This window comes from Nocardioides lacusdianchii, assembly GCF_020102855.1.
Classification (GTDB): domain Bacteria; phylum Actinomycetota; class Actinomycetes; order Propionibacteriales; family Nocardioidaceae; genus Nocardioides; species Nocardioides lacusdianchii.
On sequence record NZ_JADHZD010000033.1, the window covers coordinates 1 to 13,717 of the forward strand.

General features: G+C 72.5%; 16 protein-coding genes. 5 read left to right on the plus strand and 11 right to left on the minus strand.

What is annotated here, in order from left to right:
- Positions 1-114: 114 nt before the first annotated feature.
- From IRX98_RS22175 to IRX98_RS22185, 3 genes are all read right to left on the minus strand, one after another.
- Complete coding sequence (locus tag IRX98_RS22175) at positions 115-342, minus strand: biotin/lipoyl-binding carrier protein (protein WP_207083409.1); 228 nt, start codon at positions 340-342, stop codon at positions 115-117.
- 70 nt (positions 343-412) lie between these two features.
- Positions 413-1,657, minus strand: coding sequence for a hypothetical protein (locus tag IRX98_RS22180; protein ID WP_224280492.1), 1,245 nt, complete (start codon positions 1,655-1,657; stop codon positions 413-415).
- A gap of 11 nt (positions 1,658-1,668) precedes the next feature.
- A complete protein-coding gene (locus tag IRX98_RS22185) occupies positions 1,669-2,442 on the minus strand; it encodes a carbon-nitrogen hydrolase family protein (protein ID WP_224280494.1) in 774 nt (257 codons plus the stop codon).
- 43 nt (positions 2,443-2,485) lie between these two features.
- Between IRX98_RS22185 and mobA the strand changes: the two genes are divergently transcribed.
- Genes mobA through IRX98_RS22205 form a run of 4 tightly spaced genes read left to right on the plus strand, consistent with a single transcriptional unit; the run spans position 2,486 to position 5,085 of the window.
- Complete coding sequence (gene mobA, locus IRX98_RS22190; RefSeq protein WP_224280496.1) at positions 2,486-3,064, plus strand: molybdenum cofactor guanylyltransferase; 579 nt, start codon at positions 2,486-2,488, stop codon at positions 3,062-3,064.
- Between the two features lie 51 nt (positions 3,065-3,115).
- Positions 3,116-3,439 (plus strand): DUF6457 domain-containing protein, encoded by a 324-nt coding sequence (locus IRX98_RS22195; protein WP_224280497.1) that lies wholly within the window; start codon positions 3,116-3,118, stop codon positions 3,437-3,439.
- Between the two features lie 4 nt (positions 3,440-3,443).
- Positions 3,444-4,409: an NAD(P)H-quinone oxidoreductase gene (locus IRX98_RS22200; RefSeq protein WP_224280499.1), complete on the plus strand. Its 966-nt coding sequence runs from the start codon at positions 3,444-3,446 to the stop codon at positions 4,407-4,409.
- A gap of 52 nt (positions 4,410-4,461) precedes the next feature.
- Entirely contained in the window at positions 4,462-5,085 is a 624-nt protein-coding gene (locus tag IRX98_RS22205; protein ID WP_268929111.1) for a bacterial proteasome activator family protein, read from the plus strand.
- Between the two features lie 60 nt (positions 5,086-5,145).
- Here the strand turns inward: IRX98_RS22205 and IRX98_RS22210 are convergent, their stop codons facing one another.
- From IRX98_RS22210 to serS, 8 genes are all read right to left on the minus strand, one after another.
- Positions 5,146-6,219: a hypothetical protein gene (locus IRX98_RS22210; RefSeq protein WP_224280501.1), complete on the minus strand. Its 1,074-nt coding sequence runs from the start codon at positions 6,217-6,219 to the stop codon at positions 5,146-5,148.
- Positions 6,220-6,354: 135 nt separating this feature from the next.
- Positions 6,355-7,440: a hypothetical protein gene (locus IRX98_RS22215; protein WP_224280503.1), complete on the minus strand. Its 1,086-nt coding sequence runs from the start codon at positions 7,438-7,440 to the stop codon at positions 6,355-6,357.
- Positions 7,437-7,952, minus strand: coding sequence for a SigE family RNA polymerase sigma factor (locus IRX98_RS22220; protein WP_224280505.1), 516 nt, complete (start codon positions 7,950-7,952; stop codon positions 7,437-7,439). Before IRX98_RS22220 ends, IRX98_RS22215 begins: the two co-directional genes overlap by 4 nt.
- Before the next feature lie 149 nt (positions 7,953-8,101).
- Entirely contained in the window at positions 8,102-8,683 is a 582-nt protein-coding gene (locus tag IRX98_RS22225; RefSeq protein WP_224280507.1) for a hypothetical protein, read from the minus strand.
- Positions 8,684-8,693: 10 nt separating this feature from the next.
- A complete protein-coding gene (locus IRX98_RS22230; RefSeq protein WP_224280509.1) occupies positions 8,694-9,494 on the minus strand; it encodes a Cof-type HAD-IIB family hydrolase in 801 nt (266 codons plus the stop codon).
- The gene (locus IRX98_RS22235; protein ID WP_224280511.1) at positions 9,491-9,811 is read right to left on the minus strand and encodes a DUF1905 domain-containing protein; all 321 of its coding nucleotides are present in this window, start codon (positions 9,809-9,811) and stop codon (positions 9,491-9,493) included. The genes IRX98_RS22230 and IRX98_RS22235 overlap by 4 nt, the downstream gene beginning before the upstream one ends.
- Before the next feature lie 4 nt (positions 9,812-9,815).
- Positions 9,816-10,655 carry an HAD family hydrolase gene (locus IRX98_RS22240; protein ID WP_224280513.1) on the minus strand — a complete coding sequence of 280 codons (840 nt, stop codon included), beginning with the start codon at positions 10,653-10,655 and terminating at the stop codon, positions 9,816-9,818.
- Positions 10,648-11,913 (minus strand): serine--tRNA ligase, encoded by a 1,266-nt coding sequence (gene serS / locus IRX98_RS22245; protein WP_224280515.1) that lies wholly within the window; start codon positions 11,911-11,913, stop codon positions 10,648-10,650. Before serS ends, IRX98_RS22240 begins: the two co-directional genes overlap by 8 nt.
- A gap of 60 nt (positions 11,914-11,973) precedes the next feature.
- Between serS and IRX98_RS22250 the strand changes: the two genes are divergently transcribed.
- Positions 11,974-13,548 (plus strand): bifunctional phosphatase PAP2/diacylglycerol kinase family protein, encoded by a 1,575-nt coding sequence (locus tag IRX98_RS22250; protein ID WP_224280518.1) that lies wholly within the window; start codon positions 11,974-11,976, stop codon positions 13,546-13,548.
- Positions 13,549-13,717 lie beyond the last annotated feature (169 nt).

A 13,717-nucleotide genomic window follows, 5' to 3' on the forward strand; every position in this document is an offset into this window, starting at 1 on the left:
GCGCGTCGCGAAGACACGCTGCGCAGACGACCAGATCCAGACCAAGCGAGGCGCCGTCAGGCCACCCAGGCCCGACGGCGCCTCACCCTGCCCTTGACAGGCGCGCCCTACATATCAGTCGAGGACGACGAGGACGTCGCCGTCCTGCACGACGTCGCCGACGGTCACCTTGATCGCGGTGACGGTGCCCGCGCGCTCGGCGAGCATCGGGATCTCCATCTTCATCGACTCCAGCAGCACGACGGTGTCGCCGGCCTCGACGCGGTCGCCCTCGGCGACCTCGATGGTCAGCACGTTGGCGACCAGCTCGGACACGATCTCGAGCGACGTGGTGCGGGCCATGGCTCGACGCTAGCGGTTACCGGGGCGTAGCCGATGGTCGGACCCGCGGAGGGCCTCCGGGGAGGCAGGCTCAGAGCTCGGCGAAGCGACGGGGCTCGGGCCGGTGCGGGCCGGCCTCCTCCGCGCGCCGTCCACGGCTGCCCTTGGTGCCGGTGAGGGCGAGGTCGATGCGGATCAGCACGTAGCCGATGAGCAGGCCCAGGACGAGGGAGTACGCCGCCCGCAGGCCGGCCTCGAGGTAGGAGCTGTCCGGCGCGACCAGGCCCGTGGCCAGCGGCACGGTCGCCGCGACGCCGAAGGCGCACACCCACCAGCCCTGGCGACGGCGGGCGCGCAGGTGGGTGCCCCACGCCAGCGCCGGGATGCCGAGGAGCACGACCAGCGGGCGCGGGAACGCCCCGATCCGGGCGGAGACCCAGTCGGCGAAGTCGAGGACCGACGACACGAAGGTCTGCGTGCCGTAGCGCCGCAGCAGCTCGGCGTAGAGCAGCGTCACGACGAGGACGGCGAGCCCGGAGGCGACCACGATCATGCCGCGGCGGCCGAGGCCGTGGAGGCCGGCTCCGAGGCGGTAGACGATGGTGAAGACGAGGCCGAGGGCGAGGAACAGGGCCGCGAGGTCGAAGCGGTCGGTCGCGACGGTGGGCTCGAAGCCCACGGCTGCGAAGGCGGTGACCACGGCCACCAGCACGGCGACGAGGACCTCGCGCACCGCCTTCCACCACGTCACGGCCGGCACCGTCACCATGACGGCGTACACGCTGCCCACCACGCAGGTCATCACCGCGGCGCCGGTCGGCAGCACCCTCCCGCCGACCAGGAGGCTGGCCACGCCGAGCACCAGCGCGAGGCCGGCGGAGACGAGGGCGCGGCCCGCCGTCCGGGTGGCGAGCAGCCAGGACAGGGCGGTGGCCACCGCCACCGCGCCGGCGCCGTCGACCCACTCCGGCACCGAGGCGAGGGGGCCGGCGGTGCCGCTGTCCTCCAGGAGGCCGCCGAGGGCGGACCAGACGAGCGCCGCGGTGCCCAGCCCGAGCACGGCGAACCACAGCAGCATCAGCGAGCGACGCGGGCCGTCAGGAGGGAGGGCACCGGTGTCCTGCGCGAGCGCGGGGGTCGGCTCGGGGTCCGGGGCGACAGGTGCGGCAGGTGCCGGGACGACGAGCGCGGCGGGCGGTGCCTCGGCCGGGGTTGTCTTCACCTCGGGCGGGGCGGTCTTCGGCTTCCGTGTCCGCCGCAGCCGCGAGGGCGGCCGCTCGGCAGCCCGCTTGCCGCGGGAGGACCCGCGGGGGCTGTCGGCGGTGGGGGAAGACACGTCGCAGGAGGTTACAGCCGACGGTTGGCCAGGGACGGATTGGTGCGACGGGCCGTCTCGAGGTCGGCACGCTCCAGCACGACGTCGAGGGTGGCCTCGGCTCCCTCGGCCTCGGCGAGGACCTCGCCGAGCGGCCCGACGACCACCGAGTGGCCGCTGTAGCGCGGCTCGGGCTGGGCGGCGCCGACGACGAAGCAGGTGTTCTCGATCGCCCGGGCAGCGAGGAGGGTTCGCCAGTGCTCCACCTTGCGCTCGCCGGGCAGCCACGCGGCCGGCACGACGATGACCTCCGCGCCGGCGTCGACGAGACGGCGCGCGAGCTCGGGGAAGCGCAGGTCGTAGCAGGTCATCAGCCCGACCCTCCAGCCCTCGACGTCCACGACGACGGGCTCGAGCGGTCCACCGGTCAGTCGGTCGGACTCGCGGTAGCCGAAGGAGTCGTAGAGGTGGATCTTGCGGTAGTCCGCCCGGCTCGCGCCGCGCGCCACGAGGGTGTTCCAGGGTCGATCCGGGTCGGCGGAGGCCTCGAACATGCCGGCCACCACCGTGCACGACGTCGCCTCGGCGACCCGGGCGACCTCGCTGGCGAAGGGGCCGTCCAGCGGCTCGGCGTACGCACTGACGTCGGAGCCGGCCTCGCCGAAGTCGCGTGCGAAGGCCTCCGGCAGGACGACCAGGTCGGCGCCGGGCTCCACGTCGGCGCCCAAGCGCGCACGGTTGGCGGCGGGGTCGCGGCCGCTCGCCCACTGGTGGACGCGCACGCGCAGCTGCTGGCCGGTGTCCATGCCTCCAGACTGCCAGAGCCGGCAGGGCTGGGAGGATGGGTGCATGGACCTCGACCTCACCGCGTCCGGATTCTGCGGGGTCGTGCTGGCCGGCGGCACGGCAGCGCGGATGGACGGGATCGACAAGGGGAGCGTCGAGCTCGCCGGTCGCACGCTGCTGACCTACGCCCTCGACGCCTTCCTCGACGCCGACGAGGTGGTGGTCGTCGCCCCGCGGTCCGTGCCGACCGAGCGGCCGGTCACCTTCGCCTGCGAGGACCCGCCCCGCGGCGGACCGGTCGCCGGGCTGCTCACCGGCGTCGACGCCCTGCTGCGCCGGCCGCGGGTCGTCGGTGTGCTGGCCGTCGACATGCCCCGGGTCACCGCTGCCACGATGCGCCGCCTGCGCGCGGCGGCGGAGGGCCACGACGGGGCGTTCCTCGTCGACGGTGACGGCCGGCGGCAGCTGGCCGGGGTGCTCGACGCGGCCCGCCTCGCCGACGTACGCCCCGGGCTGGAGGAGCAGCACGGCATGGCGCTGCACCGGCTGCTCGCCCCGCTGCGCCTGGCGTCGGTGCCGGCCGGCGGCGAGGAGGCGCTCGACATCGACACCTGGGCCGACCTGCGCGACCTCGGCGGCTGAGCGGTCCCCCCTCCCTTGCCGCCGCCGGGTCGGTTGCGAGACATTGGGGTCGTGAACCTTCACGACTGGATCGACGAGCTCAGTGACGTCCTCGACGTCGAGACCGAGGTCGACGAAGGCCTCATCCTCGACCTGGCGCGCACCGCGGCGCAGAACGTGCAGAAGACGGCCGCGCCCATCACCGCCTACCTCCTCGGCTGGGCCGCCGGCGCTGCCGACGCCGATCCCGAGGCGGTCGAGAAGCTCGCGGCCAAGGCACAGCTGCTCGCCGAGAGCTGGGACCGGCCCGCCGACGCGCCCGACCCCGACGACGTCGACGACGAGGTGCCCGACGACTCGTCGGTCGACCACTCCACCGATCTCTACGAGGACTGATTCCGTGCGCGCAGTCGTGACCACCGGCACCGGTGGCCCCGAGGTCCTGTCCGTCGGCGAGGTCGCCGACCCCCGACCCGCAGCCGGGGAGGTGCTCATCGACGTCGTCGCGACGGCGGTCAACCGCGCCGACACCCTGCAGCGGCAGGGCTTCTACCCCCCGCCCCCGGGCGCCTCGGAGGTCATCGGCCTCGAGTGCAGCGGCCGCATCGCCGAGCTCGGCGAGGGCGTGGAGGGCTGGTCGGTCGGCGACGAGGTCTGCGCGCTGCTCGCCGGTGGCGGGTACGCCGCCCGCGTCGCGGTGCCGGTCGGGCAGGTCATGCCCGTGCCGAGCGGCGTGTCCCTCGTCGAGGCCGCGGCCCTGCCCGAGGTCGCCGCGACCGTGTGGTCCAACGTCTTCATGACCGCCCACCTCGCGAAGGGCGAGCGCTTCCTCGTCCACGGCGGCGCCGGCGGCATCGGCACGATGGCGATCCAGCTCGCCGTCGCGCGCGGCGCCGAGGTCTTCACCACCGCCGGCTCGCCGGAGAAGCTCGAGCTGTGCCGCTCGCTCGGGGCGACCGCGATCTCCTACCGCGACGAGGACTTCGTCGACGTGCTCTCCGAGGCCTGCGGCGCCGACGTCGTCCTGGACAACATGGGCGCGAAGTACCTCGGCCGCAACGTCGCCGCCCTCGCCACCGGCGGACGCTTGGTCATCATCGGCTTCCAGGGCGGCACCAAGGGTGAGCTCGACATCCAGGCGCTGCTGCGCAAGCGGGCCTCGGTCACCGCGACCTCGCTGCGCGCGCGGCCGCTGGAGGAGAAGGCCGCCATCTGCTGCGGTGTCGTCGAGAACGTCTGGCCGCACGTGGCGGCCGGCCGGATCCGTCCGATCGTGGAGACCACGATGCCGCTCGAGGACGTGGCGCGAGCCCACCGGCTGATGGAGGACGGGGCACACAGCGGGAAGATCCTGCTGACGCTCTGAGCGCCCGCCGCTCCCGGTGCCCGCCCACCGGGCGGGTCATAGGGTGGCGGTCATGACCGAGCAGCAGCAGCCCAGCGCCCCTGCGTCCGAGGAGCAGGTGGTCGTGGTCGGGCCCGACGGCCAGCCGATCGGCACCATCCCCGCGAGCGCCCTGCCCGCGATGACCCAGCAGTCGGGCGACGACGGCGAGGAGGGTGGGGGCGAGCGCCACATCACCGAGCTGGTCGAGCAGCCCGCGAAGGTGATGCGCATCGGCAGCATGATCCGACAGCTGCTCGAGGAGGTGAAGGCCGCGCCCCTCGACGAGGCCAGCCGCCAGCGCCTGAAGGAGATCCACGCCGCCTCCATCAAGGAGCTCGAGTCGGGCCTGGCCCCCGAGCTGGTCGAGGAGCTCGAGCGCCTCTCGCTGCCCTTCACCGAGGAGGGCACGCCGTCGGAGGGCGAGCTGCGGATCGCGCAGGCCCAGCTCGTCGGGTGGCTCGAGGGCCTGTTCCACGGCATCCAGACCGCGATCTACGCCCAGCAGATGGCCTCGCGCGCCCAGCTCGAGCAGATGCGCCGCGCCCTGCCCGCGGGCTCCGGCCACGCCCAGCACCAGCCGATGGGGATGCCCAACATGCCCACCGACGACGAGACCCAGGAGTCCGGCGGCACGTCCAGCGGGATGTACCTCTGACGGAGCTGCCCCTGTGTGGCGCCAGGCAGGTGCCGGTCGACCTCGCACCCTCGCGTGGCGTCACAGCGTCTCGAGCAGCACGCACTCCCGCAGTGCGGGGCTGCAGCGCACCATCCGCTGCCGCTGACCGTCGGTCACCCGGGCGACGAGGAACTGGGTGTCCTCGAAGGTGAAGGCCGTGTTGACGAAGCGCCACCCCTGAGGAGGCGACAGCACGCCCTCGCTCCCGCCGTCGAGGCCACGCACCCGGATCTCGGCGTACTCGGGCACGTCGCCCGCGACCTGCTGGATGGGCACCCACGCCACCCACTCCTCGGAGACGTCCGCGATCCCGAAGTTCGGGAGGTCCGCGATCGGCACCAGCTCGCCGTCGGGTGTCACGTCGGCGAGATAGACCCGGCCGTCACCTGCGACGCGGTTGTCACCGCCCGGGTCCCGGGCGTCACCACTGCCGTCGACGACGACCAGACCTGCCCGCGTCGCCTGCCAGACGAGCTGGCCGGGCGCCGTCTGCGTCAGGTCGATCGGCTCGGCGCCGTCGAAGGGGCGCCACAGGACGCCGACACCCCGGCCGCTGGCGATCACCCAGCCGTCGTCGGTCACGGCTCCGATGCGGGTGCCCACCCCGTCGTCGTCCCGGACGGGCACCGGCACCGGCAGGCCCATCCCCTCGCCGGCGGGTGCGGTCTCGAACCCGTTCAGGTCGCCCTCGCTGGAGAGGTACGCGACGTACTGTCCGTTGGGCGACACGACGGGCGGCTGCTCGAGCGCGACGTCCATCGCGTTCGGTGCTCCACCGTTGCCCCACGACCACACGAACGGCGGCGCCGCAGCCAACCAGCCATGCGTGGCCCCGTCGATCACGTCGAAGCCGGGGAACGAGTCGTCGCCGACGTAGGCCACTCGGTCGAGCACGTACGGCACCGCGGGCAGACCTGTGGGCACCTCGTCGGGCAGTGGCTCCTTCGCGTCGTCGGTGGCCACGCTCGTCGGCTGCGGGGCCGGCTGGGGCGTACCGCTCCGGTCGGTCTGGCCGCTCATGAGGACGACCAGCGCGATCAGCACCACTGCGGCCGCCGCTGCCAGCATCGACGACCAGACGAACCGGGACGGCGGGTGGATGTCCTCGTGCATGTCAGGCCCCCTTCCCCTCGGACACTGTTGTGTCCCCTCACCTGTCCAGACTCCGGGCGTCGGGTTGAGGTTGTCTGGGCACGTGCGTTTTCTCGTGGCGCAGGCGGACTGGCCGTGGGCTGCAGCAGCTCCAGGTCACATGTCGTTGCCGATGAAGGCCGGGTCTCCGCCCCTGGGACGCAACGGTCCTACTTCCGTGCACGATCCGGAGGGCAGCTCGCAGTCATAGACGGTGAAGTTCGGGTAGCGGCCGTTCACAGCCGCGACGAGGACGGAGCCGTCGGTGTCCATCGTCCAGAACGCGGGACCGGCGTCGGTGGTGCGGGCGACGTCGAGCTGCAGCGGCTGACCGGACGGATCGGTCGGGCGCAACGAGCTCGACCAGTCGAGCACGTGAGCGCCGTCGAAGGTCAGCTGGGCGTCGACCGGCCCGCGGACGAAGGTCCACCCGCGGGTGGTCGTCGGTCGGGGCGTCGCGCCGTTGTAGAGCACGACACCGCTGCGCACGTCGGCGATCCGGGTCGTTGCGCCGAGGTCGACGACCTCGCCCGTCGCGAGGAGCACCGCGACGGTCGAGCGGCCGGTGCGCAGGTAGAGGACCCCGTCGTCGTACGCGTCGATCCTGATCGCCGAGCAAGGTTCGCACGGCGTTCTCCACTCGTGCACGTCCTCGTTCGTGGCCAGGTCGCGCACGGTGATCACGGCCTCGTCGTCCTCGACGATCGCGAAGGCGACCTCGTCGCTGCGTGAGTCGATCTTGGCGGTCGGGCGGAAGCCGGGGACTGCGTCCACCGGTCCGTCGACGAGCGCCACCACCTCGCCGTCCTCGCGCATCAGCATGGGGCGACCGTGGTCGTAGAAGAGCACCCCGCGAGGAGTCGCCACCGCGTCGGTGTCGAGGTACGTGAGCTCGGTGGCATCGAAGGTCTGACCACCCATGTGCACCGCGAAACCCGGGTCCGCGTACGCCCGCAATCCCTGCGACACGTCGAACGGGTCGAACCGGGCGTAGCCGTCGGCCGCGCGCTCCCCCGCTGTGGGGATCAGCGCCGTGGCGCCGAACCACGCCAGCGCGAGAGTCGCGACGAGGGTGATGGTGGTGCGTGCCTGCCTGCGTCGTCGCAGGCGGCGACCGCGACGGACGACCGTCGCGACGTCGCCCGGCGGCACGTCGAGCGCATCGAGCCGCTCGTGGAGCGCGACCGTGAGATCCTCGGTCATCGGTAGCTCCCTTCCGGGTCGAGGACCGGTCCCGAGCCCGTCCGGAGGTTCTTCAGCGCGGCGGACGCCTGCGACTTCACGGTGCCGCGCGAGCAACCGAGCACGTCGGCGATCTGTGCCTCGGACAGGTCCTCGTAGTAGCGGAGGACGATGACCGCCCGCTGCCGCACCGGCAACCCCTGCACGGCGGACCACAGGGCGTCCCGATCCACCACCGCCGCCTCCTCCGAGGCGGTGCTCACCGTCGAGTCGTGCTCGCCCGTGGGCCTTTCCCGCCGGAACCATGCAGAGCGTCGGCTGCTGATGATCTCGTTGACCACCATGCGGCGCACGTAGGCCTCGGGATGGTCGGCAGCGCTGACCCGGCCCCACGAGGCGTACGCCTTGGCGAACGCGCTCTGCAGGGCGTACTCCGCGGACGCCCGGTCGCCGGCGATCGCCATCGCCGTGGGGAACAACCGACGCCACGAGTGGTGGAAGAACTCCTCGAAGGCCGTCGGTGCGCCGAGCATGGCGTCGATGCCAGACGCTCTCGACCCGCCGTCAGCGCGTGGTTCCACCATGCCTGCTCTGACGTCGCAGAGGCCCGCGAGGTTGTGTGGGCGTGCTGGACACTCCGGACCGCATCGGGACGCGGCCAGGACGGGAGTCGCCCGGGGGGTCAGCGGCGCGCGAGGCGGCGTACGACGACGAGGCCGAGCAGGCCGATGATCGCGGCGGCGGCGCCCGGGGCCGCGGCGCGCGCGAAGCCCGCGGGCGGCGAGTCCTCGACGCGGGTCAGCTCCGCGGTCGGCGGCGGGGGCGGCTCGACCGGGGTGCCCTCCCCGAGCAGCGCCTCGACCTTCTCGACCTTCGTGGGGTTGGCGACCGCGGTGCCGCCGCAGCTGTCGGCGTCGTACGGCGCCGCGTCGCCCGTGGCGAGGAAGACGTAGGTCGTGCCGACCTCGAGCTCCCCGAGGCCGCACGCGGCCGGGCCACCGGCGGAGAAGACCTGCGTGGACCGCTCCGGGGTGCCCTGGTAGGCCCGGGAGGCGGTGACGTCGTAGGTGAAGTCGTCGCCCGCGGCCTCGACCCCGTCGATCGTGCCGATGAAGACCACGTCGGCGCGCTGGACCTGCTGATCGAGCTGGCCCTGCTTGCAGGTGCACGCGGCCGAGGCCGGTGCGCTCACCGTCAGGACCAGGCCCACGTACGCGAGCAGCATCGCGGCAGCGACACGAACAGCATGGACGGCACGGATCATGGCGGGCAGCCTAGCGAGACAGGCCGAAGAGGTCGGTCAGCACCACCGCGACCCCGTCGTCGTCGTTGGCCGGGGCCCGGTGGTCGGCGAGGTCGTGCACCGACGCATGGGCGTTGGCCATGGCGTACGACGTGCCGGCCCACTCGAGCATCGCCAGGTCGTTGGGCATGTCACCGAAGGCGACCACGTCCTCGGCACGGACCCCCATCTCGGCGGCCAGCGTGGCGAGGGTGGTGGCCTTGGTGACGCCGGCGGCGCTGATCTCGACGAGCGCGAAGGACGACGACCAGGTCGTCACCACCTGCTCGCCCACCGACGCCTCCACGCGGCGCCAGAAGTCTTCCGGCTCGAGGTCGCGGTGGACCGCCAGGACCTTCACCACGTCGTCGCCGAAGATGTCGGCGAGGTCACCGGTGTGGCGCTCGGCGCGGTCGTCGGGGTGGCGGGGGAAGTCGACCTCGCTGGCCCACCCGGTCGTGTGCTCGACGGCGAAGTGGGTCCCGGGGACGGCCGTGCGCAGCTGCTCGGCGACGGCGACACCCACCTCACGCGGCACCGCCCGGAAGTCGCGCACCTCGCGGCGCGCGACGTCGTACACCAGGGCGCCGTTGCTGCAGATCGCGAGCCCGTGGCCGCCGACGTCGGCCCAGAGCTCCTCCATCCAGCGGATCGGGCGACCGGTGGTGAAGACGACCGGCACACCGCGCGCATCGAGCTCCTCGAGGACCGCGCGGGTGCGGTCGGTGACGGTGCCGTCGGAGTGGAGCAGGGTGCCGTCGAGGTCGGTGGCGACCAGCCGGGGCGTGCTCATGCGGGGTCCCGGAGCGACAGGGTGACGGTCAGCTCGTCGCCCTCCTCGACGCCGGCCGCGGTGCGCACGGCCTTCTTCACCGGAAGCACGAAGCTGCCGGAGCCGGAGTCGGGGAAGACGCTGGTGTCCCAGGTCGTGGCGCCGACCGTGACGCGGACGCGCACGGACCCGAAGCCGCGCGGCTCGCCCGAGCCGTCGCGCACCTCCTCGGCCACGTCGGGCGGGAGGGTGACGAAGGACCACGACGAGGAGTCGGCCGACTCCCGGCGACGTGCGGTCCACCGCCACAGCGGTGCGGTGAAGGTGAACCCGTCCACGGGCTCAGGCCCCCTGCGGGAACCAGCGCGACATCTCGACGGCCGCGCCCTCGTCGTGGACTGACGCGGTGACGTCGTCGGACGCTGCCTTGACCTCGTCGACGGCCTGGCCCATCGCGACGCCGCGACCGGCCCAGCGCAGCATCTCGATGTCGTTGCGCCCGTCGCCGATCGCCAGGACGTCGGCAGCGGTGAGGCCGATCCGGTCGCACACGTGCTGGAGACCGGAGGCCTTCGAGACGCCGACCGGGGACAGGTCGAGCCACGCCGTCCAGCCCACGACGTAGTCGGTGCCGTGCAGACCGAGCTTCGAGGCGAGCTCGAGGAAGTCGTCGGCCGTGGCGTCGGGGTCGCGGATGATCACGCGGCTGACGGGCTCGCCGACGATGTCGTCGACCTCGGTGATGATCTGCTCGCCGGAGATCTCGCCCTCGGGGAAGACGCGGTTCACGCGGTAGCCGCCGACCGCACGCTCCTCGACTGCGACCAGCGCGTCGGGGTGGTGCTCCAGCACCGCGGCGACCGCGGGCGCGGCGTCGAAGGTCTCCTCGTGGACGACCTCCATCGGCGGGTAGCGGAAGACGACCGCCCCGTTGGAGGCCACGACCCACAGCTGGTCGGCCTCCTCGCGCGGGATGTCGAGCATGTCGGCGATCCGGGTCATCCCGTGCGGGGAGCGACCGCTGGACAGCACGACGTGCGCGCCGGCGTCGAGGGCGCGGTGGATCGCGTCGTAGACCGGCGCGGTGATGGTCTCGTAGTCCTCGGTCTGCCCGTCGACCCACTTGAGCAGGGTGCCGTCGATGTCGAGCGCGACGACCCGGGGCGTCCAGTCGTCAGCCAAGGGGCTTCATCACTTCCAGGCCGCCGAGGTAGGGGCGCAGCGCCTGCGGCACCGTCACCGACCCGTCCTCGTTCTGGTGGGTCTCCAGGATCGCCACGATCGCGCGGGTCACGGCGGTGAGCGTGCCGTTCAGCGTCGCGACCGGCGTGGTGCCGCCCTCACCGCGGGTGCGGATGTCGAGGCGGCGGGCCTGGAAGTCGGTGCAGTTGGAGGTCGAGGTGAGCTCGCCGTAGCCCTGACGGCTCGGGATCCACGCCTCGCAGTCGAACTTGCGCGAGGCGCTCAGGCCCAGGTCGCCGGCAGCGGTGTCGATGATCCGGTAGGCGAGCTCGAGCTTGTCGAGGAACTCCCGCTCCCACGCCAGCAACCGCTGGTGCTCGGCGTACGACTCCTCGACGGTGGTGTAGACGAACATCTCCACCTTGTCGAACCAGTGCACCCGCCAGATGCCCTTGGTGTCCTTGCCGTAGGAGCCGGCCTCCTTGCGGAAGCACGGGCTGAAGGCGGCATATCGCAGCGGCAGCGATGCGGCGTCGAGGATCTCGTCCGAGTGGTAGGCCGCCATCGCGACCTCGGAGGTGCCGACGAGGTAGAGGTCCTCGCCCGCGATCTGGTAGACGTCGTCGGCGGCCTGGCCGAGGAAGCCGGTGCCCTCCATCGCGCGCGGGCGCACCAGCGAGGGCGCCGCGGCCTGGATGAAGCCGGCCGCGCGGGCCTGGTCCATCGCCATGTTGACCAGCGCGAGCTGGAGCTGCGCCCCTACGCCGGTGAGGAAGTAGAAGCGCGAGCCGCTGACCTTGGCGCCGCGCTCGATGTCGATGGCGCCGAGCATCCGGCCGAGCTCGACGTGGTCGCGCGGCTCGAAATCGAACTCGCGGGGCGTGCCCACGTGCTCGATGACGGTGTAGTCCTCCTCGCCACCGGCGGGAGCGGCGTCGTCGGCGACGTTGGGGATCGCCTTGATCGCCTCGTCCCACGCAACCTCGGCGTCGTTGCGGGCGGCCTCCGCGGCCTTCACCCCGGCGGCGAGCTCCTTGACCTGGGCGAGCAGCGCCTGCTTCTCCTCGCCCTGCGCCTTGGCGACGAGGGCGCCGCTCGACTTCTGCTCGGCGCGCTTCGACTCGAAGTCGGCGATCGCCTGGCGCCGCGCGGAGTCGGCGGCGAGCGCCCGGTCCACCACGTCGGCGGACAGGCCCCGCTTGGCCTGGGCGGCACGTACGCGGTCGGGGTCGTCACGGAGGAGGCGAGGGTCGATCACAGGGGGAAGGCTAGCCGCCGCGACAGCATGATTCCGAACCGGTTTGGGCATACTTCGCAGGTGACTCCCGCCTTCCGCAACCGCAGCCTGGCCTGGGCGCTCCTCACGGGAGGCCTGTTCGCCGTCCTGGCCTACCTCGTCACCCAGGAACGCGCTCCCCTCGACGCCTTCGACATCGAGGGCCGGCGCCTCGAGGACTGGGCGGACGACCACGCCCTCCTCATCGACACCCTGCGGGTGGTCGAGACCGCTTTCGGCACCATCGGCATGACGATCCTGACGGTCGTGCTCGCGCTCTGGCTCGTCGTACGCCGCCAGCGCTGGGCGGCGCTGCTCGCCGTCGTCGTGATGTCGGTGACCGCCGTCGCGACCACGGTGCTCAAGAGCCAGCTGGGGCGCGACCGGCCGGACTGGCAGGACGCCCTCGGCAGCCACACCAACTTCAGCTTCCCGTCGGGCCACGCCTCCTCGAGTGCCGCGTTCGCCGCGGTCCTGGTGATGCTGCTGGTCCTCTTCGTGCGGCGCACGAGCCTGCGCCGCCTCGGCATCACGCTGACCGTGGCCTGGTGGCTGCTCGTGGCCCTGGACCGGGTGCTCCTCGGGCGCCACTTCCCCAGCGACGTCATCGGCGGCGCGCTGCTCGCGCTGACGGTCTTCTTCCTGGCGCTGGCCTTCATCGACCCGCGGCCGCGCTCGACCGCGGCGAACGCCGAGCCGCTGCCGGAGGTCTTCACCTCCCAGCGCCGGCTCGCGGTGATCCTCAACCCGATCAAGGTCGAGGACGTCGGCCAGTTCCGCGCCACCGTCAGCGAGATGGCCAAGGAGTCGGGCTGGTCCGAGCCGACCTGGCAGTACACGACGATCGAGGACCCCGGCACCGGCATGGCCGAGCGTGCCGCGGTCTCCGGCGCCGACCTGGTGATGGTCTGCGGCGGCGACGGCACCGTGCGCGAGGTGTGCGCCGAGCTCGCCGGGACCGGCATCCCGGTCGGCATCATCCCGGCCGGCACCGGCAACCTCCTCGCCCGCAACCTCGACGTCCCGCTCTACCTCCGCTCGGCGATCGACGTCGCGCTCAACGGCCAGGACCGGGCGATCGACCTGGTCAAGGTGGGCGGCGACGGCATCGAGGACACCCACTTCATGGTCATGGCGGGCATGGGCTTCGACGCCGCGCTCATGGAGGGCGTCAACGAGGACATCAAGAAGAAGATCGGGTGGGTGGCCTACGTCGTCTCCGGCCTGAAGTCGCTGATGTTCCCCGCGATCAAGGTCGAGATCCAGATCGACGACCAGGAGCCGAGCATCCACCGCGCCCGCACGGTCGTGGTCGGCAACGTCGGCTTCCTGCAGGCCGGGATGCCGCTCCTGCCCGACGCGACGATCGACGACGGCATCCTCGACGTGGTGATCATCCACCCGCGGCAGTTCCTGTCCTGGATCACGGTGGCGATGCGCGTGCTGGCCAAGAGCACGATCGTCGACGAGACGCTCGACCGGCGCACGGGCTCGCGAGTGCGGATCAAGGCCGCATCCGACACGCCCCGCCAGCTCGACGGCGACTCCATCGGCGAGGGTCGCGAGCTGCACATGGAGTGCATCCACGGCCGGCTGCTGGTGCGCGTGCCGCGCTGACGCGCTGCCCAACCGGCCGGTCCGACCAGCTGCTGTAACGCCGCTTGAGTTCGGAGGGTCGTTGCACCACTCGTCGTGAGGAGTGGTGATGGTTCGGATGCTTCGAGCTGAGCGGCAGGCGTTCTGGGAACAGGTGCGGTCGGGGAAGTGGGCCTGGCAGGCGGCTGAG